General features: G+C 74.6%; 15 protein-coding genes. 14 read left to right on the top strand and 1 reads right to left on the bottom strand.

The window, feature by feature from the left end; translation table 11 throughout:
• The first annotated feature begins 13 nt into the window (after positions 1 to 13).
• The 5 genes from QWY29_RS06575 to QWY29_RS06555 all read left to right on the top strand — a co-directional run bounded on the left by QWY29_RS06575 (position 14) and on the right by QWY29_RS06555 (position 6,976).
• Positions 14 to 1,543, top strand: a complete 1,530-nt coding sequence (locus QWY29_RS06575; protein ID WP_300959896.1) for an amino acid adenylation domain-containing protein — start codon at positions 14 to 16, stop codon at positions 1,541 to 1,543.
• A complete protein-coding gene (locus QWY29_RS06570; RefSeq protein WP_300959895.1) occupies positions 1,540 to 3,123 on the top strand; it encodes a glycosyltransferase family 2 protein in 1,584 nt (527 codons plus the stop codon). Before QWY29_RS06575 ends, QWY29_RS06570 begins: the two co-directional genes overlap by 4 nt.
• Positions 3,124 to 3,538: 415 nt before the next feature.
• Positions 3,539 to 4,627, top strand: coding sequence for a sulfotransferase family protein (locus QWY29_RS06565; RefSeq protein WP_300959894.1), 1,089 nt, complete (start codon positions 3,539 to 3,541; stop codon positions 4,625 to 4,627).
• Positions 4,624 to 5,559, top strand: coding sequence for a glycosyltransferase family protein (locus QWY29_RS06560; RefSeq protein WP_300959893.1), 936 nt, complete (start codon positions 4,624 to 4,626; stop codon positions 5,557 to 5,559). The genes QWY29_RS06565 and QWY29_RS06560 overlap by 4 nt, the downstream gene beginning before the upstream one ends.
• Positions 5,552 to 6,976 (top strand): glycosyltransferase family 2 protein, encoded by a 1,425-nt coding sequence (locus tag QWY29_RS06555; protein WP_300959892.1) that lies wholly within the window; start codon positions 5,552 to 5,554, stop codon positions 6,974 to 6,976. Before QWY29_RS06560 ends, QWY29_RS06555 begins: the two co-directional genes overlap by 8 nt.
• Here the strand turns inward: QWY29_RS06555 and QWY29_RS06550 are convergent.
• Positions 6,947 to 8,092, bottom strand: coding sequence for an aminotransferase class I/II-fold pyridoxal phosphate-dependent enzyme (locus tag QWY29_RS06550; protein WP_300959891.1), 1,146 nt, complete (start codon positions 8,090 to 8,092; stop codon positions 6,947 to 6,949). The two genes, QWY29_RS06555 and QWY29_RS06550, sit on opposite strands and share 30 nt — an antisense overlap.
• A gap of 45 nt (positions 8,093 to 8,137) precedes the next feature.
• Here QWY29_RS06550 and QWY29_RS06545 point away from each other — a divergent pair, with 45 nt between their 5' ends.
• The 9 genes from QWY29_RS06545 (at position 8,138) to QWY29_RS06505 (ending at position 17,442) form a co-directional block, all read left to right on the top strand.
• On the top strand, positions 8,138 to 9,049 hold the full coding sequence (locus QWY29_RS06545) for an ABC transporter substrate-binding protein (protein ID WP_300959890.1): 912 nt from the start codon (positions 8,138 to 8,140) through the stop codon (positions 9,047 to 9,049).
• Complete coding sequence (locus tag QWY29_RS06540; protein ID WP_300959889.1) at positions 9,042 to 9,932, top strand: amino acid ABC transporter permease; 891 nt, start codon at positions 9,042 to 9,044, stop codon at positions 9,930 to 9,932. Before QWY29_RS06545 ends, QWY29_RS06540 begins: the two co-directional genes overlap by 8 nt.
• Positions 9,929 to 10,687, top strand: a complete 759-nt coding sequence (locus QWY29_RS06535) for an amino acid ABC transporter ATP-binding protein (protein WP_300959888.1) — start codon at positions 9,929 to 9,931, stop codon at positions 10,685 to 10,687. The genes QWY29_RS06540 and QWY29_RS06535 overlap by 4 nt, the downstream gene beginning before the upstream one ends.
• A 475-nt stretch (positions 10,688 to 11,162) precedes the next feature.
• Positions 11,163 to 12,326, top strand: a complete 1,164-nt coding sequence (locus QWY29_RS06530) for a CaiB/BaiF CoA transferase family protein (RefSeq protein ID WP_300959887.1) — start codon at positions 11,163 to 11,165, stop codon at positions 12,324 to 12,326.
• Positions 12,269 to 13,072, top strand: a complete 804-nt coding sequence (locus QWY29_RS06525) for a glutamine amidotransferase (RefSeq protein WP_300959886.1) — start codon at positions 12,269 to 12,271, stop codon at positions 13,070 to 13,072. The genes QWY29_RS06530 and QWY29_RS06525 overlap by 58 nt, the downstream gene beginning before the upstream one ends.
• A 90-nt stretch (positions 13,073 to 13,162) precedes the next feature.
• On the top strand, positions 13,163 to 14,659 hold the full coding sequence (locus QWY29_RS06520; RefSeq protein WP_336621829.1) for a flavin-containing monooxygenase: 1,497 nt from the start codon (positions 13,163 to 13,165) through the stop codon (positions 14,657 to 14,659).
• Positions 14,660 to 14,742: 83 nt separating this feature from the next.
• On the top strand, positions 14,743 to 14,937 hold the full coding sequence (locus QWY29_RS06515; protein WP_300959885.1) for a CsbD family protein: 195 nt from the start codon (positions 14,743 to 14,745) through the stop codon (positions 14,935 to 14,937).
• Between the two features lie 220 nt (positions 14,938 to 15,157).
• Entirely contained in the window at positions 15,158 to 16,693 is a 1,536-nt protein-coding gene (locus QWY29_RS06510; protein WP_300959884.1) for a DEAD/DEAH box helicase, read from the top strand.
• A 53-nt stretch (positions 16,694 to 16,746) separates the two neighbouring features.
• A complete protein-coding gene (locus QWY29_RS06505) occupies positions 16,747 to 17,442 on the top strand; it encodes a CPBP family intramembrane glutamic endopeptidase (protein ID WP_300959883.1) in 696 nt (231 codons plus the stop codon).
• Positions 17,443 to 17,469 lie beyond the last annotated feature (27 nt).

Genomic DNA, 17,469 nt, shown 5'->3' with positions numbered 1-17,469 from the left:
CCTACTCAGCACCATGCCTGCCCCCGCCGAGCCCGCCGTCGCGCTGCCCGCGGACCTCCGGACCCCGGCGCTGGTGCTGACCGACGACCCGGCCGTGGCGGCGCCCGGGCCCGGTGTGACCGTCGCGGCGGTCGGCGCGGTGCCGGCACGCGAGGGCGGCTGGGCGTCGGTCACGCTCGTGCTCGCCGACGAGACCGCGCTGCGCCGGGTGGCCTCGGCGCTGCCGCCGCTCGGCCGGGCGCGGTCGGTCGCCGTCGTGCTGAGGTCGGCGGTGGCGCCGGTGCCGCTCGTGCCGCGGCCGGAGTGGCCCGCGCTGCGTGAGCTCGACGTGCGGCTGGCCGACGGCGGCGCGGTCACCCGCGTCGAGCTGGCCAAGGGCGCTCCGGTCGGCGAGGTGCTGGTCGCGCTGGCGCGTGGCGCCGGGTCGCGCGCCGTCCCCGGCCACGGCGGGCTGGTCGCCGAGCCGGGCCTCGACCTCGGGCTGCCGGCCGTCGCGGACGTGGTCACCGACGACGTCCCGGCCTCGTTGGTGGCCACCCTCCCCGCCGAGCCGTCCACGATCCTCACCGTCGAGCCGGTGCTCCCGGCGCTCGGCGTCGACACCGAGGTCGGCCCGCTCGACGAGGCGGTGCTCCACCCGCGCGGCTCGGCCGTGCCGGCCACCCGCCCGGCGGTCGACCTCGATCACGCGCGGCAGCCGACCGCGGCCGTCGTCGCCTCGCTCCGCGACGTCGAGGCGGTGCGCGTCACCTGGCCCGCGCCCGAGCGGCTCGTCGCCGGGCTCGCCCTCGCCGGTGTTCCGGTCGTGTCGACCGGGCCCGTCCCTGCGGGAGCCCGGGAGCGGCTCGGCGACGCCCTCGCCGACCTGCTCGACCCGGCCGCCGCCCCGCTCGACCGCGACGTCCGCTCGGTGCTGCTCAGCCGTGCCGCGCAGGACGCCCACGCGACGGCCGCCTGGCGCGAACGGGTCGGCGCCCGCGCCGGCCTGCGCGTCGCCACCGAGCCGACCGTCAGCGTCGTGCTGACCTGCGACGGCGCCCGGCTCGACCACGCCCGCGCCCAGGTCGCCGGTCAGGTCGGCGTCTCCGTCGAGGTCGTCGAGCCGGGCGCCACCCCCGCCGGCGACGTCGTGCTGAGGACCGCCGCCGACGGCTGGTGGGGGCCGGAGGTGCTGCGCGACCTGCTGCGCGCCCGGCGCTGGTCGGGCGCCGAGGTGGTCGAGATGCCCGCCGAGGTGGTCCACGCCGAGACGATCGGCGCGACGGTGCGCCGCCGCGTCGCGACCCAGGCGTACGTCGCCGGGCCGGAGCCGTCGCCGCCGGCCGCCGGCCTGGTGCTGGTCGGCCGCCCGCTCGCCGGCCTGGGGGCCGGGGAGCTGCGGGCGGCCGGCGCGACGACGTACCGCACCCACGGGCTCGCCCACGTCGCCCGCCTCCGCGATCCCGCCCGCGTGGGGGACCTGCTGCGCCGCGAGCACGTGGTCGCCCAGTGGCGCGGCCTGCACCGCGGACCGCTCGTGCTCGACCAGGAGGAGGGACCGTGAGGGGTCAGCCGCGGGTGCGCCGCAACGACTGGAGCGCGATCGTGGTGCCGGAGGTCGGCGCGTGGGAGCCGACGCTGTCGGTGAGCGTGGTCGTGCCGGCGTACCGCGCCGAGCGGCTGCTGCCGACCGTCCTCGCCGGCCTGGCCGCCCAGACCTACCCCGCCCACCTGCTCGAGGTGGTCGTCGCCAACGACGGCCCGGACGACCTGGTGCTGCCCGAGGTCCGGCCCGAGCGGACCCGGATCGTGCGCGTCGACTCCGGCTGGGGCCGCGCCAACGCCTGCCACACCGGCGCGCTCGCCTCCGACGGCGACGTCCTGCACTGGCTCGACGCCGACATGCTGGTCGAGCGGGAGCACGTCGAGGCGCAGCTGCGCTGGCACCACGCGGTCGACCACGCGGTGGTGCTCGGGCACAAGTGGTTCGTCGACCCGGCGCCGGTGCTCGAGGCCGGGCCGCAGGCGGTGCGGGCCGCGGTCGCCGACGGGGTGGTGGCGGCGTCCTTCGACGGGCTCCCCCGCGAGCCGCACGACTGGGTCGAGCAGGTCTACGACCGCACCGACGACCTGCGCGCCGCCGGTCCGCGGGCGCTGCGCACGCACGTGGGGGCGACGGCGTCGCTGCGACGCTCGTTGTACGACGCCGCCGGCGGCATGGACACCTCCCTCGTCCTCGGCGAGGACATCGACCTCGGCCACCGCCTCGCCGAGGCGGGCGCCGTCTTCGTCCCCGACCGCGGCGCGCGCAGCTGGCACCTCGGCCCCTCGCACGTGATGAACCAGCGCGAGGACGTCAACGCCCACAACGACCCCTACCTCGCCGACCGCGTCCCCGACCTGCGCCCGAAGCGGCGGCCCGGCCGGCTCTACTCGGTGCCCTACCTCGAGGTCGTCCTCGACGTCCGCGGCCAGGCCCACGACGAGGTCGGCACGGTCGTCGACGCGGTGCTCGCCTCGACGCTCGCCGACCTCTCGGTGGTGCTGCTCGGCGACTGGGACGTCCTCACCGACGACCGCCGCTCGCCCCTGGCCGACCCGCTGCTCGACACCCGGCTGGTGCACGCGTCGTACGTCGGCGACCCCCGCGTCCGCTTCCTCGGCGCGCTGCCGGACGAGCGCTGCCCGGCGATGTTCCGCCTCACGCTCCCGGGCGCCGGGTGGGCCCCGCGCCGGCCCGCCCTCGCCGCCCTGCTCCTGCACCTCGAGCGCACCCACCACGGCCTGCGCCAGGTCCACTGCCCGGACGGCTCCGTGCTGCGGATCGAGCGGACCGCCGCCGTCTCCCGCGCCCGCCTCGTCGCCGAGCCGGGCGAGGACCTCGACGACGTCGTCGACCAGCTCTTCGGCTCCTGGTGGCTGGAGGCGGAGGACGCCGGCTTCCAACCCGTCGCGTCGGTGCGCCGCGCGCGGCTCCCCGGCACCGCCGGCCCCGCCCTCGACCCCGCCGAGGCCTGGCCCGACGACCAGCCCCCGCCGAAGCTCCGCAAGCAGCCCGAGCCGGAGCAGCCGGAGCAGGCGGTGCAGCCGGAACCGCCCGCCCCGTCGCTCCTCGCCCGCGCCAAGCGCCGCCTCACCCGCTGACCCCTCGCCCAGCCCCGTCCGGCTGGTTGCTGACTCCTCGCCCAGCCCCGTCCGGCTGGTTGCTGACTCCTCGCCCAGCCCCGTCCGGCTGGTTGCTGACTCCTCGCGCGCCCCGTCCGGCTGGTTGAGGAGCGCGCGCTCGCGCGCGTCTCGAAACCTGCCGGAGGTCCTCGGCGGGGTTTCGAGACGGGCCTGGCGGCCCTCCTCAACCAGCCGAGGGGCGGGTTTCGAGACGGGCCTGGCGGCCCTCCTCAACCAGCCGGGGGTGGGTTTCGAGACGGGCCTGGGGGCCCTCCTCAACCAGCCGGGGGTGGGTTTCGAGACGGGCCTGGGGGCCCTCCTCGACCAGCCGGGTCGGCGAGTGGTCGGCGGCGGGTGGGAGGCGGAGGCTGGCGCATCTTCTAGTCTGAGAGCCATGTCGACGCCGTCAGTCCCGCCGGTCCCGCAGACCCCGCCGGCGAAGCGGCGGGTGGTGTTCGTGGTCGGCTCCGGCCGGAGCGGGACGAGCACGATGTCCGGCACGCTCCAGACGCTCGGGATGCACGTGCCGCAGCCGGAGGTGCAGGCCGACGAGACCAACCCGAAGGGGTTCGGCGAGCCGCAGTGGGTGGTCGACTTCCACCACGAGCTCCTGCAGCGGTGCAACGTGGCGGTCTCCGACGCGCGGCCGGCGGCGTGGTTCGAGGCCGGCAAGCTCGCGACGTTCGAGCCGCTGCGCGGGCGGCTGCACGCGTGGCTGGAGCAGCAGTTCGTCGAGGGCGGCCCGGAGGTCGTGGTCAAGGACCCGCGGCTGGCGTGGTTCATGGGCCTGTGGCGCAGCGCGGCGCTGCGGTGCGACGCGACCCCGGCGTACGTCACCATGCTCCGCCCCCCGACCGAGGTGGTCGGCAGCAAGCAGAAGTACTACGCGGGCGGGCGCACCTCCAGCACCGCCGGCGAGATCAGCCGCGCCGCGGCCTGGGTCAACATGATGCTCCACACCGAGCGGTCGACGCGGGGGAGCGCGCGAGCGTTCGTGCGCTACCACGACATGCTCACCGACTGGACGATCCCGGTCTTCGGCCTCGGCCAGCTCTTCGACCTCGACGCGGTGAAGTCGGCCTCGGCCAACGACATCCGCAAGGTCCACCAGTTCATCGACCCCACCCTGCGCCGCGTGCAGCTGACCTGGGACGACGTGCGCGTGCCGGCCCGGCTGCGTGAGGTCGCCGAGGAGTCCTGGCAGCAGCTGGACCGGCTCGCCGACCCCGACGGCGACGTCCCGGAGGTGCACGACCGCCTCGACGAGCTGCGCACGGCCTACGCCGAGCTCTACGAGGAGGCCGAGGCGCTCAGCGAGTCCACCGCCCTGGCCGCCAAGCGCGAGGGTCAGGCGCAGAAGCCGCAGCCCGACCAGCTCGCGGTCGGCCGCCGCGGCGCCGACCGCATCCCCCACGGCGTCCGCGCGATGGTGCCGGCCAGCGCCCGCCGCGGCCTGCGCAAGGCGCTCGGCAAGTCCCGATGAGCTCCGCCGACCATCGCAGGCCCGACATCGCCTGCCTCGAGGGCGACGCGGCGTACGACGTCCGCTGGGCCTGGCAGGACGGCGTGCTCGACCCGGGGCTGACCTGCGTGTTCCGCGTGCGCAACGAGGCCCGCAACCTCCCGTGGGTCCTCCCGCCGATGCTGCGGGCGGTCCAGCGGGTGGTGCTCGTCGACAACCTCTCCGACGACGGCACGGCCGAGGTGGCCCAGCGGGTCGCCGACGAGTGTGGCGCGGGCGACCGGATCGAGGTGACGAGCTACCCGTTCCAGGTCAGCCGGGCCGGCACCGAGCACCTCGCGACGCCGCCGCACTCGGTCCACTCGCTGACGCACTTCTACAACTGGTCCTTCTCCCACGTGCGCACCAGCTACTCGATGAAGTGGGACGGCGACATGGTGCTCACGCCCGAGGGCGAGGCGCTGCTGGCCGACCTGTCCTGGCAGCTGCACGGCTCGGGCGCGGTCGTCGCGGTCCCGCGGCACCCGCTCAGCATCGAGAGCGAGTCGGTGGCCTGGATCGATCTGGGCTTCCGGTTCCTGGAGCCGTGGGTCTACCCGATGGGCCCGCAGTTCACGTTCGTGAAGGCCTTCGAGTGGGAGGTGCGGGAGTTCCCGGAGACCTCCGAGCGGATCGTCGCGCCCGAGGGCCTGTGCGTGGAGCTGAAGTGGCTCGACCAGGACGAGTTCGCCCACTGGACCAGCACCGAGGACTTCGACTCCTCCCGCGCCCCCCGCAAGCGCCGCGAGTGGGAGGTCTACTCCGCGCTGCGGGAGGGCCGCGGCGAGGAGGTCCCGGGCCTGCACCGGATCGAGGCGCCCCCGGGCGTCCACGTCGTCGACCACGTCACGCACACCTGGCTGCCGCAGGCGCAGCGGCCGCTGGTCAAGCGCCGCGGCCGGCTGGATGTCTGACCCCGGGCTCCGGCCCGGCGGCCACGACCGGGTCACCCTGCACCTCGCCGACCGCGCCGCGCTGAGGGCGTACGCCGCGTCGGCCCCCGCCGGCGTCCTCGCCAGGACGGTCGAGGTGCTGCTCGACGCCGACCCCGGCCCGCTCGGCTTCGTGCCGCGGCCGGAGTGGCCGGCGCTGCGTCGCTACCGCGCCCACGTCCGGCCCGCCGACCAGGGCGGCGGCTGGCGGGTCGTCGTGCGCCTCGCGGGCCACGTCGAGGTGGCCGAGGTCCTCGCCGAGCTGGCCCGGCACGCGGTGCAGCCGGTCGCCGAGGTCGTCGAGCGCCGGGAGGGCCTGACCCTGGACGACCGCGTGCTCAACGCGGAGGGCTTCCGCTGGGCGGACGGGCCGGTCGTCGACGTGGACGCCACCGCGCCGACTGCGCGGCTCGTCGAGGACCTCCGCGACCACGCCGCCGCCCGGGTCACCAGCGACACCGACCCGGCCGTGGTCGCCGGCCTCGCGATGGCCGGCGTGCCGCTCGTCGGCGAGGCCCCCCTCGGCCTGGACGAGACCCTGCGGCTCCAGGTCGCGGCGTACGTCCACCTCGCCGACCCCCGCGCCCGCGAGCAGCACTCGGTGCTGCTGCGCCGGGCCGCCCTCGACGCCCACGGCCCGGTCCGCCGCCAGCCGTCGGTGAGCGTCGTGCTCGCGACCAAGCGGCCCGACATGGTCGACCACGCTTTGCGCCAGGTGGCCAAGCAGCGCGGGGTCGACCGGCTCGAGCTGGTCCTCGCGCCGCACGGCTTCACCCCCGACGAGACGGGCGTGCGGCACCGCGCCGGCGTGCCGACCACCGTCCTGCCGCAGCCCCCCGAGGCCGCCTTCGGCGACGTGCTGACCGCCGCCTCCCGGGCGGCGTCGGGCGAGCTGGTGCTGAAGATGGACGACGACGACTGGTACGGCCCCGACTTCGTCGCCGACCTGCTCCGCGCCCGCGGCTGGAGCGGCGCCGACGTCGTCGGGACCCCCGCCGAGCAGCACTACCTCGCCCCGCTCGCCACCACCGTCACCCGCGGTCACCGCACCGAGGCGTGGACCCGCTTCGTCGCCGGCGGCACGATCCTGGTCGGCCGCGACCTGCTGCGCGAGGTCGGCTGGTGGCGGCAGGTGCGGCGGTACGTCGACGCCCAGCTGCTCGCCGCCGTCCACGCCGCGGGCGGCACCGTCTACCGCACCCACGGCCTCGGCTACCTGCTGCGCCGCAACGCCTCCGGCCACACCTGGGAGGTCGACCTCGAGGAGCTGCTCGACCCCGCGCGCGTCCAGCAGCGCTGGGACGGCTTCCACCCCAGCCGGCTGCTCGAGTGCGCGCCCGAGGAGCTACCGGGCGAGCTACCGGGCCAACTATCCGGCGAGTCCCCGCGCCAGCCGTAGGACGACCTCGCGCAGCCGCTCGGGCGACGTCGCGACGTTGAGCCGCACGTGGCCGGCCAGCCCCGGGTGGTAGTCGTGGCCCGGCGCCACCCGCACCCGCCCGCGCTCCAGCGCGACCGCGGCCGGGTCGTCGTGGCCGTAGGCGCGCAGGTCCAGCCAGGCGAGGTACGTCGCCTCCAGCGGCCGCATCCGCGCCTCCGGCAGGTGCTCGGCCAGCAGCTCGGCCAGCAGGGTCCGCTGGCCGTCGAGCCGCTCGAGGAGCGCGTCGAGCCAGGCGTCGCCCTGCTCGTACGCCGCCACCGCGGCCACCTCGCCGAGCGGCGACCACGAGTCGTTGCGCGCCAGCGGGACGTCGGCCAGCCGCGCCGCCGTCGCCTCGTCGTCGGTGACCACCTGGGCGCACCGCAGCCCGGCGGTGTTGAACGCCTTCGACGCCGCGACCACCGCGACCGCGTGCTCGGCGGCGCCCTCCAGGGCGAGGTAGGGGACGTGCTCGGCCCCCGGCAGCGCCAGCGGCGCGTGGATCTCGTCGCTCACGACCCGCCCGCCGTGCCGGGCCACCACGTCGCGCACGCCCTCGAGCTCGGCGCGCGTGTAGACCTGCCCGCACGGATTGTGCGGCTGGGTCAGCAGCAGCGTCGACGCCCCGTCGGCGAACATCCGGTCCAGCCGGTCCAGGTCGATCGTCACCCGCTCGGCGTCCGGCTCCACCGGGAGGTCCCACCGCTCCCGGCCGCAGACCTCCGGCAGCCCCAGCTGGGGGGCGTACGCCGGCAGCGGCAGCACCACCGCGCCCGGCCCGCTCAGCACGTCGATCGCGAGCCGCACGCCCGCGGTCACGTCGACGGTCGGCACCACCTGGGTGGGGTCCACCCGCCAGCCGAAGCGCCGCGCCGCGAACCCGGCGTACGCCCGGCCCAGCGCGCCGCCGCCCGGCTCGAACGATGGATAGCCGGTCACCCCCGCCGCCACCGCCTCGGCCACCGCGTCGGCGACGACCGGCGCGAGCGCGTAGTCCATCTCGGCGACCCAGGCCGGCAGGACGTCGTCGGGCACCTGGCCCCACTTGTGGACGAGTGCTCGGCGGGCCTCGGTGTCGCTCAGGTCACGGATCACGAGATCATTGAACAGGGGCCCACCGGCAGTCCCTACGATGCCGCCATGCGCTCGCGTCGTACGGCCCTGCTCGCCCCGGTCCTGCTCACCGCCCTCGCCACCGCCTTCTCCGCGTGCGCGCCCGTCGAGGACGACGAGCCGGCCACCGCGACCGACGGGGCCTCGGCCAGCGCCGGCACCGAGGACGACGCCGCGTCCGACCCGGCGGCGTGCGCGGCCGACGCCCCGCTGGTCCAGGACGGCACGCTGACGATCGGCACCGACTCACCGGCGTACGAGCCGTGGTTCGTCGACAACGACCCCACCAACGGCGAGGGCTACGAGTCGGCGGTGGCGTACGCCGTCGCCGAGGAGCTCGGCTTCACCGAGGACCGGGTCTCGTGGGTGACCGTCCCGTTCAACTCCTCCTACGCGCCGGGCAAGAAGAAGTTCGACCTCGACATCAACCAGGTCTCGATCACCCCGGCCCGCGAGCGCGTCGTGGACTTCTCCGAGGGCTACTACCAGGCCGCGCAGGCCGTCATCACCCTCGAGGACTCCCCGCTGTCGGGCATCAGCACGCTCGAGGAGCTCGCCGGCCACAAGCTCGGTGCGCAGACCGGCACGACCTCGCTGACCGCGATCCGCGAGATCGTCCAGCCGGCCGAGGACCCGCTGGTCTTCGAGGACACCAACGCCGCCAAGCAGGCGCTCAAGAACGGCCAGGTCGAGGCGATCCTCGCCGACCTGCCCACCGCGTTCTACATCTCCGCCGTCGAGATCGAGGGCAGCACGATCATCGGCCAGTTCCAGCCCGAGACCGGCGAGCAGGAGGAGTTCGGGATGCTCTTCGAGAAGGGCAACCCGCTGCGCGACTGCGTCGACGCCGCGCTCGCCAGCCTCCGCGAGGACGGCACCCTCGCCGACATCGAGCAGCAGTGGCTCTCCGACACCGTGAGCGTGCCGACGCTTGACTGACACCTCCTCCGCGGGCGCCTCGGGCGCCTCGACGGGCGCGGCCTGGACGCCGAGCCTGCGCGAGCTCGAGCGGCGCGCGGTCCGACGCCGGCAGCGGCGGCGCTCGCTGCTCGTCGCCAGCGGGCTCGTCGCGCTCGTGCTGCTCGCGCTGGGCGTGGCGGTCACCTCCTCGCCGGGCTGGCCGAACGTCAAGGAGCTGTTCTTCTCCTGGGAGCACGCCAGGGAGGCCTTCCCCGACGTGCTCGCGGGCTTCTGGCTCAACGTCAAGCTGTTCCTGGTCTGCGAGGTCGTCATCCTCGTACTCGGGCTGCTGGTGGCACTGGCCCGCGTCGCCCGCTCGCCGTGGCTGGCCCCCGTCCGCGTGCTCGCGGTCGTCTACACCGACCTGCTGCGCGGCATCCCCACCCTGCTGCTCGTCCTGATGCTCGGGTTCGGCATGCCCGCGCTCGGCCTGCAGGGCGTGCCGATCAGCGGCACCTTCTGGGCCGGCGTCGCGCTCGTGCTCTCCTACAGCGCCTACGTCGCCGAGGTCTTCCGCGCCGGCATCGACTCCGTCCACCCCTCGCAGGTCGCCTCCGCCCAGGCCCTCGGTCTCAGCCGGCCGCAGGCGCTGCGCTTCGTCGTCGTGCCGCAGGCCGTCCGCCGGGTCGTCCCGCCGCTGCTCAACGACTTCGTCTCCCTGCAGAAGGACACCGCGCTGGTCTCCGCCGTCGCCGTCTTCGACGCGGTCTTCGCCGCGCGCGACTCCGCGGCGTACAACTTCAACTACACGCCGTACGTCGTCGTCGCCTGCTTCTTCGTCGTCCTCACCGTGCCGCTGGCCCGGCTGACCGACTGGCTGCAGCGGCGCTGGCTGGCGCGGGAGAGGGCGGGGCAGCTGTGAGCGCGATCCCCTCGACGGCCCTGCTGCAGGTCCGCGGCCTGCGCAAGACGTACGGCGATCGCGTCGTCCTCGACTCCGTCGACCTCGACGTCCACGCCCACGACGTCGTCTGCCTCATCGGGTCCTCGGGCTCGGGCAAGTCCACCCTGCTGCGCTGCCTGGACCTGCTCGAGGACGTCGACGACGGCACCATCACCCTCGACGGGCACGAGATCAGCGACCCGCTCGTCGACCCCCGCGAGGTCCGCAAGCGCGTCGGGATGGTGTTCCAGGCCTACAACCTCTTCCCGCACCTCTCGGTCCTCGACAACTGCACGCTCGCCCCGCGCCGGGTGCACGGCCTGTCGAAGGCCGAGGCCGAGACGCGCGCGCTGGAGCTGCTCGACCAGTTCGGCCTCGCCGAGCACGCCCGCAAGCACCCCGACCGGCTCTCCGGCGGCCAGCAGCAGCGGGTCGCCCTCGTCCGCGCGCTCTGCACCCGCCCCGAGCTGCTGCTCCTCGACGAGATCACCGCCGCGCTCGACCCCGAGCTGGTCGGCGAGGTGCTGACCATCGTCCGCGACCTGGCCGTCGCCGGCACGACGATGGTGCTTGCCACCCACGAGATGGCCTTCGCCCGCGAGGTCGCCACCAAGGTCTGCTTCCTCCACCAGGGCCGGATCCTCGAGCAGGGCCCGCCCGACCAGCTCTTCACCGACCCCCGTGAGGACCGCACCCGCCAGTTCCTCGCCCGCGTCCTCCCCTCGGCTGGTTGACCCCGGCTGGTTGAGGAAGGCGCGCAGCGCCTGTCTTGGAACCGAGCGTCGACGAGACCCCGTGAGCCGAGAGGCTGCCTGTCGGCTCACGGTCCCGCCTGCGGCGGGCTGGTTGTTGGCTCCCGCGTCGCTCTGCGGCCGGGCCGCGGGTGCGGGTACGCCGGGTGTGGGGGTCGGGGCCTGCGGCTGCGGGGCGCCTCCGGCTCACTTCCTCGCCGTGTCGGCCTTCCCCCGCTTCGCTCCTCCAGGCCGCCACGCCTCCGATTTACGTTCGCCCTCCGGCGCCCCGCCGCCTCCGGCCCCGACCCGCGCGGCGTACCCGTCCTCGGGTTCGGCCTCCGGCGCGGCGGCGGCCCGGGGGATGTCGTCGAGGGCTGGTGAGGGTGGTCGCTGCCGCGGAGGGCGCCTCCCTGCTCGACCAGCGGGGACGAGACGCCCCTCGCGACCGTGACAGTAGTTCTGTCATGATCCGCGCATGAGCGAGAGCATCGAGCTGGGGCAGGGGACCGGACCGCTGCGCGGGGTCAAGGTCGTGGAGATCGCGGGGATCGGGCCGGGCCCGCACGCGTGCATGCTCCTGGCCGACCTGGGCGCGGACGTGATCCGGGTGGAGCGGCCGGGCGGGCAGATGCTCGCGGGCGGCGCGCACAACCTGCTCAACCGCGGCCGGCCGAGCGTGGCGCTCGACCTCAAGCAGCCCGAGGCCCGCGAGACGGTGCTGAAGCTGGTCGAGCAGGCCGACGTGCTGGTCGAGGGCATGCGGCCCGGTGTGATGGAGCGGCTCGGGCTGGGTCCCGACGACTGCGCGGCGGTCAACGAGCGGCTGGTCTACGGCCGGATGACCGGGTGGGGCCAGGACGGCCCGTTGGCCCAGGCCGCCGGCCACGACATGAACTACATCGCGATCACCGGCACCCTCTTCGGCCTCGGCCAGGACAAGGCGAAGCCGCACTTCCCGAGCAACCTGGTCGGCGACTTCGGCGGCGGGTCGACGTACCTCGTCATCGGCATCCTCGCCGCGCTGCTCGAGGCCAAGGTCAGTGGCCGGGGCCAGACCGTCGATGCGGCGATCGTCGACGGCACGGCCAGCCTCAACGCGATGACCGCGGCGTTCCTCGCGGGCGGGCAGTTCAAGGAGGAGCGCGCGGTCAACCTGCTCGACGGCGGCGCGCCGTTCTACGACGTCTACGAGACCTCCGACGGCCGGCACATGTCGGTCGGCTCGCTCGAGCCGCAGTTCTTCGCGACGCTCGTCGAGCTGCTCGGGGTGGCGGACCGCTGCCCGGGCCAGTTCGAGATGGAGCGGTGGGACGAGATGCGCTCGCTCTTCACCGAGACGTTCAAGGGCCGGACGCAGGCGGAGTGGGTCGAGGTGTTCGAGGGCACCGATGCCTGCGTGGCCGGCATCATCCCGATCAGCGAGGCGGCGGAGCACCCGCACATGAAGGCGCGTGGCGTCTTCGTGACCAAGGACGACCTGCTCCAGCCCACGCCGGCGCCCCGCTTCAGCCGCACCGGGGCGACCCTGTCGACCCCGCCGTCCCGCGAGGCCGGGGAGCACACCCGCGCCGCGCTGACCGCGTGGGGCGTCGCGGACGTCGACGGGCTGCTCGAGCGCGGAGTGGCGGTCCAGGTCTGAGCAAGCCGTTCCTCTTCCTCGGGACCCGCGCCGAGGACGCCGCCGCCGACGGGGAGTACGACGCCGTCCTCCTCGCCGGCGGACTCGACGAGCCCGACGTACGCCGCGTGCGGCTCGAGCAGCAGCCGCTGGCCGAGGCCCTGGGCGGCCCGGTCGACCTCGACGACTGGTCCGGGATCGTGCTGGGCGGCGGTCCGTTCAACGTCAGCGACCCGCCCGAGGCGAAGTCCGACGTGCAGCGGCGGGTCGAGGCCGAGCTGGGGGACCTGTGCCGCCGGGTGGTCGCCGCGGACCACCCGTTCCTCGGCTGCTGCTACGGCATCGGCACCCTCGGCGTGCTGCCCGGCGGGGTGGTCGACCGCACCTACGGCGAGCCGATCGGTGCGGTCGAGATCGGCCTGACCGACGAGGGCCGCACCGACCCGCTCACCGGCGTGCTGCCCGAGCGGTTCGCGGCGTACCTCGGCCACAAGGAGGCCGTCGCCCGCCTGCCTGACGGCGCGGTGCTGCTCGCGTCGTCGGCGACCTGCCCAGTGCAGGCGTTCCGCATCGGCCGCAACGTCTACGCCACCCAGTTCCACCCCGAGCTCGACGTCGACGGGCTGTGCCTGCGCATCGAGGTCTACGAGCACCACGGCTACTTCGAGCCGGGCGGCGCCGAGACGCTCAAGGCGCTGGCGCGGGCGGCGAGCGTCACCGAGCCGGCGCGGCTGGTGGCGCGGTTCGTCGAGCTGCACCAGCGGTAGCCGGCTAACCCCGGGGCGGAGCGGCCGTCGGCGCGACGGTGAGCGCCGTCACGCTCGACGTACTGTTGAACATCTGTCAATAATGGGTGCGTGAGCGAGCAGACCACTGAGCAGGCCACTGAGCAGACCCCCGAGCGCGACCGCCAGCAGCCCGTGGAGCACGTCGACGTCCTGGTGATCGGCGCCGGCCTGTCCGGCATTGGCGCGGCCTGCCGGCTGCGCGAGGAACACCCCGGCCGCAGCCTGGCGATCCTCGAGATGCGCGAGGTCTCCGGTGGCACGTGGGACCTGTTCCGCTACCCCGGCATCCGCTCGGACTCCGACATGTTCACCTTCGGCTACCGCTGGCGGCCCTGGCCCGGCGACACCGCGCTCGCCGACGGGCAGCTGATCCTCGACTACATCCGCACCGTCGCCGAGGAGCGCGGCGTGGACCGCCTCGTCCGCTACCAGCACAAGGTCACCGGCGCCTCCTGGGACTCCGACACCGCGCGCTGGACCGTGCGGATCAGCACGCCCGAGGGCGAGACGACGCTGAGCACGGGGCTGCTGTGGAGCTGCGCGGGCTACTACGACTACGAGGCGGGCCACTCGCCGGTCTTCCCCGGCCAGGACGACTTCGCCGGGCGGCTCGTCCACCCGCAGCACTGGCCCGAGGACCTCGACGTCGCCGGCAAGAAGGTCGTCGTCATCGGCAGCGGCGCCACCGCGGTCACCCTCGTCCCGGCGCTCGCCGGCGACGCGGAGCACGTGACGATGCTCCAGCGCTCGCCCACCTACATCCTGTCCCGGCCCGGCCGCGACCCGTGGGCCAAGGCCCTCTCCCGGCTGCCGGCCAAGGTCAGCTACCCGCTCGTGCGGTGGAAGAACATCCTGCTCGCGATCGGCACCTACAAGCTGGCCAAGGCCAAGCCCGAGGTGGTCAAGGGCGTCGTGCGCACCGGCGTACGCCGCCAGCTGCCCGAGCACGTCGACGTGGACACCCACTTCAAGCCGTCGTACGACCCGTGGGACCAGCGGCTCTGCTTCGTCCCGGACGGCGACCTGTTCAAGGTGCTGCGCAGCGGCGACGCCTCGATCGTGACCGCGGCGATCGACACCTTCACCCCGACCGGCATCCGGCTCTCCGACGGCACCGAGCTCGAGGCGGACGTCGTGGTCAGCGCGACCGGGCTGCGGCTGCAGGCCTTCGGCGGCATCCCGCTCGAGGTCGACGGCAAGCCGGTGGAGCTGTCGGACACGATGTCCTACAAGGCGCTCATGCTCAGCGGCATCCCGAACTTCGTCTACACGATCGGCTACACCAACGCGTCCTGGACGCTCAAGGCCGACCTGGTCGCCGACTACGTCTGCCGGATGCTCGGCCACCTCGACACGACCGGGAAGCGCTCCTTCGTCGCCGACCGGGACCCGTCGGTGGACGAGCGGCCGTTCCTCGACTTCTCCTCCGGCTACGTCCAGCGTGCGCTCGACGGGCTGCCGCGCCAGGGCGACCGTGCGCCGTGGAAGCTGGACCAGAACTACCTCACCGACGTGCGCACCATCCGCCGCGACGCCATCGACGACGGGGTGCTGACCTTCCGCTGAGAAGCTCCTGAGCGCCGTTTCCCAGGCCCTCCGGGCGGTCACCTGAGGGGCGTACCCGACCGCACGACCACAGGAGGTCAGACATGGGACTGGGCGACAAGTTGAGCAACAAGGCCGAGGAGCTCGGCGGCAAGGGCAAGGAGACCGCCGGCGACGCGACCGGCGACGACCAGCTCAAGGCGGAGGGCAAGGCCGACCAGAGCTCGGCCAACCTCAAGAACGCCGGCGAGAAGGTCAAGGACGCCGCCAAGGACGTCAAGGACGGCCTCACCAAGTAGCACCCAGCACCGCATTCCCGCCCGGGTGGGAGAGCGATGTCACCCCGCGTCGATGGGGTGTTGAGCGGGTCGCATCCCTACAGTGGGGGATGCGGCCCGTTCCAGTCCCGCCCCGGAGCCGCATCTCCAAGCGTTCGAGCGCTGCCTCGCACCACAGCCAGCAGCTCCGCGCCGACCTCATGGCGAGACGACCGCCACGAGACGGATCTGTCACCCCTTCATGCCTTCTGCACCTGCTTTCACCACCCTCGGCGTTCCCGCCGCCCTCTCCGCCGTCCTCGCGGACCGCGGCATCACCGAGCCCACGCCGATCCAGGCCAAGACGCTGCCGGACTCCCTCGCGGGTCGCGACGTCCTCGGCCGCGGCCGCACCGGCTCCGGCAAGACCTACGCCTTCCTCCTCCCGCTCGTCGCCCGCCTGTCGGCTTCCGGCCGCCCCGCGACGGCCCGCAAGCCCCGCGCCCTCGTGCTGGCCCCGACCCGCGAGCTGGTCGGCCAGATCGAGGAGGCGCTCAAGCCGCTGGCCGACGCGTTCGGCCTGACCACGATGACCGTCTTCGGCGGCGTCGGCCAGAATCCCCAGGTCCGCGGCCTCAAGGCCGGCGTCGACATCCTGCTGGCCTGCCCCGGCCGCCTCGAGGACCTCATCGGCCAGGGTCACTGCGACCTCGGCGCCGTCGAGGTCACCGTGCTCGACGAGGCCGACCACATGGCCGACCTCGGCTTCCTCCCGGCCGTGCGCCGCCTGCTGGACGCCACCCCCTCGCGCGGCCAGCGCCTGCTCTTCTCGGCCACCCTCGACAAGGCCATCGACGTGCTGGTCAAGCGGTTCCTGCACGAGCCGGTCGTCCACCAGGCCGACTCCGCCCAGTCGCCGGTCAGCGCGATGGACCACCACGTCCTCCACCTGGCCCGCGAGCACCGCGTGCCGGTGCTGGTCGACCTGGCCAGCGCGCCCGGCCGCACCGTGGTCTTCACCCGCACCAAGCACGGCGCCAAGGCGCTGACCCGCCAGCTGAACAAGTCCGGCGTGCCCACGGTCGAGCTCCACGGCAACCTCAGCCAGAACGCCCGCACCCGCAACATGGAGGCGTTCCACTCCGGCAAGGCCAGCACGCTAGTCGCGACCGACATCGCCGCCCGCGGCATCCACGTCGACGACGTGGCCCTCGTCGTGCACGCCGACCCGCCGGCCGAGCACAAGGCCTACCTGCACCGCTCGGGCCGCACCGCCCGCGCCGGTGCCGCCGGCACCGTCGTCACGCTGATGACCGACGAGCAGGTCCGCGACGTGCGTGACCTGACTCGCGCGGCCGGCATCAAGCCCACGGTCACCCGGCTCGCCGCCCTGGACCACCCGGTCCTCGCCGAGCTCGCCCCCGGTGAGCGCCAGGTCGTCGCCGGCGGCCTCGTCGTCGAGGCCCCCGCCTCCTCCGGCAACGGTGGCGGCGGCGGCCGCGGCAACGGTGGTGGCGGCAACGGTGGCGGCGGTCGACGCTCCTCCCGCGGCGGCCGCGGCCGCTCGGCCGGCCAGGGCTCCGGCCAGGCCGGCTCGACCTCCGGCGGCTCCGGCTCGGGTGCCGCACGCTCGGGTGGCTCCCGCCCGGCCGGCGCCAAGGCCGGAGCGCCCCGCACGGGTGCCCCGAAGTCGGGTGGCGGCCAGGGCGGTCGCGGGCGGCGTACCGGCTCCTCCGCCGGGTCGACCTCCGGTGGCAGCCGCCACAGCGCGTCGTCGTTCAGCTCCGGCCGCCGCTGACCTCCCAGCGCGAGGCTCGGACCGGGCAACCGGCCGTCCGTAAGGTCGGTGTCGTGAGCCCTGTCCGAGCCTGGCTGCAGCGAGCGCTGTGGGACGTCGTCCCGCGCGACCACCGCCAGACCCCCGCCGCCCTCCGGCGCCGGCAGCTGGTGACGATCGCGTTCGTGGTGCTCGGCGCGGTGGTGCTCGGGTTCTCCCTGCGCATCGACCCCGGCAGCGGTTGGTTCTACGTCTCGACCGCCGCGCTCGCCGGCGTGTGGACCGTCGGTGCCTTCGCCTCCGGCCCGCTCCACCTCGGCCGGATCGCGTGGCGCGACGGGCTGACCCGGCCGGTGGTCACGCCGGTCCTGCTCGGCGCCGCGATCGTGGCGGTCTTCGTGCTCGGCGGGCTGGTGATCCGCGAGATCCCCTACCTGCAGGGGCAGGTCAGCTCGGTCCTCGACTACGCCGACCAGGGCTCGCTGCCGCTGCTCGTCGTGATCACCGCGGTCAACGGCATCGCCGAGGAGCTGTTCTTCCGGGGCGCGGCGTACGCCGCCATCCCCCGCCGCCCGGTCCTGTGGACGACGCTGGCGTACGTCGTCGCCACCGCCGCCACCGGCAACGTGATGCTCGCCTTCGCCGCGATCCTCCTCGGCGTGGTCGTCGGCCTCGAGCGGCGCGCCTCCGGCGGCATCCTCGCCCCGATCCTCACCCACTGCACCTGGTCGCTCTCGATGCTGCTGGTGCTCCCCCCGGTCATCGGCTGAGCTGCCGCGCGGCCGACTGCGGCTGGG

The sequence above is a fragment of the Nocardioides abyssi genome (assembly GCF_030412915.1).
GTDB lineage: Bacteria > Actinomycetota > Actinomycetes > Propionibacteriales > Nocardioidaceae > Nocardioides > Nocardioides abyssi.
The sequence above is the reverse complement of the archived record's forward strand: the minus strand, read 5'-3'. Positions and strand labels throughout refer to the sequence as shown.

Bases quoted from the DNA above. Each gene is read 5' to 3' on its own strand.
- QWY29_RS06575 (WP_300959896.1), top strand. From the start codon at position 14: ATGCCTGCCCCCGCCGAGCCCGCCGTCGCGCTGCCCGCGGACCTCCGG.
- QWY29_RS06565 (WP_300959894.1), top strand. From the start codon at position 3,539: ATGTCGACGCCGTCAGTCCCGCCGGTCCCGCAGACCCCGCCGGCGAAG.
- QWY29_RS06560 (WP_300959893.1), top strand. From the start codon at position 4,624: ATGAGCTCCGCCGACCATCGCAGGCCCGACATCGCCTGCCTCGAGGGC.
- QWY29_RS06555 (WP_300959892.1), top strand. From the start codon at position 5,552: ATGTCTGACCCCGGGCTCCGGCCCGGCGGCCACGACCGGGTCACCCTG.
- QWY29_RS06545 (WP_300959890.1), top strand. From the start codon at position 8,138: ATGCGCTCGCGTCGTACGGCCCTGCTCGCCCCGGTCCTGCTCACCGCC.
- QWY29_RS06530 (WP_300959887.1), top strand. From the start codon at position 11,163: ATGAGCGAGAGCATCGAGCTGGGGCAGGGGACCGGACCGCTGCGCGGG.
- QWY29_RS06515 (WP_300959885.1), top strand. From the start codon at position 14,743: ATGGGACTGGGCGACAAGTTGAGCAACAAGGCCGAGGAGCTCGGCGGC.
- QWY29_RS06510 (WP_300959884.1), top strand. From the start codon at position 15,158: ATGCCTTCTGCACCTGCTTTCACCACCCTCGGCGTTCCCGCCGCCCTC.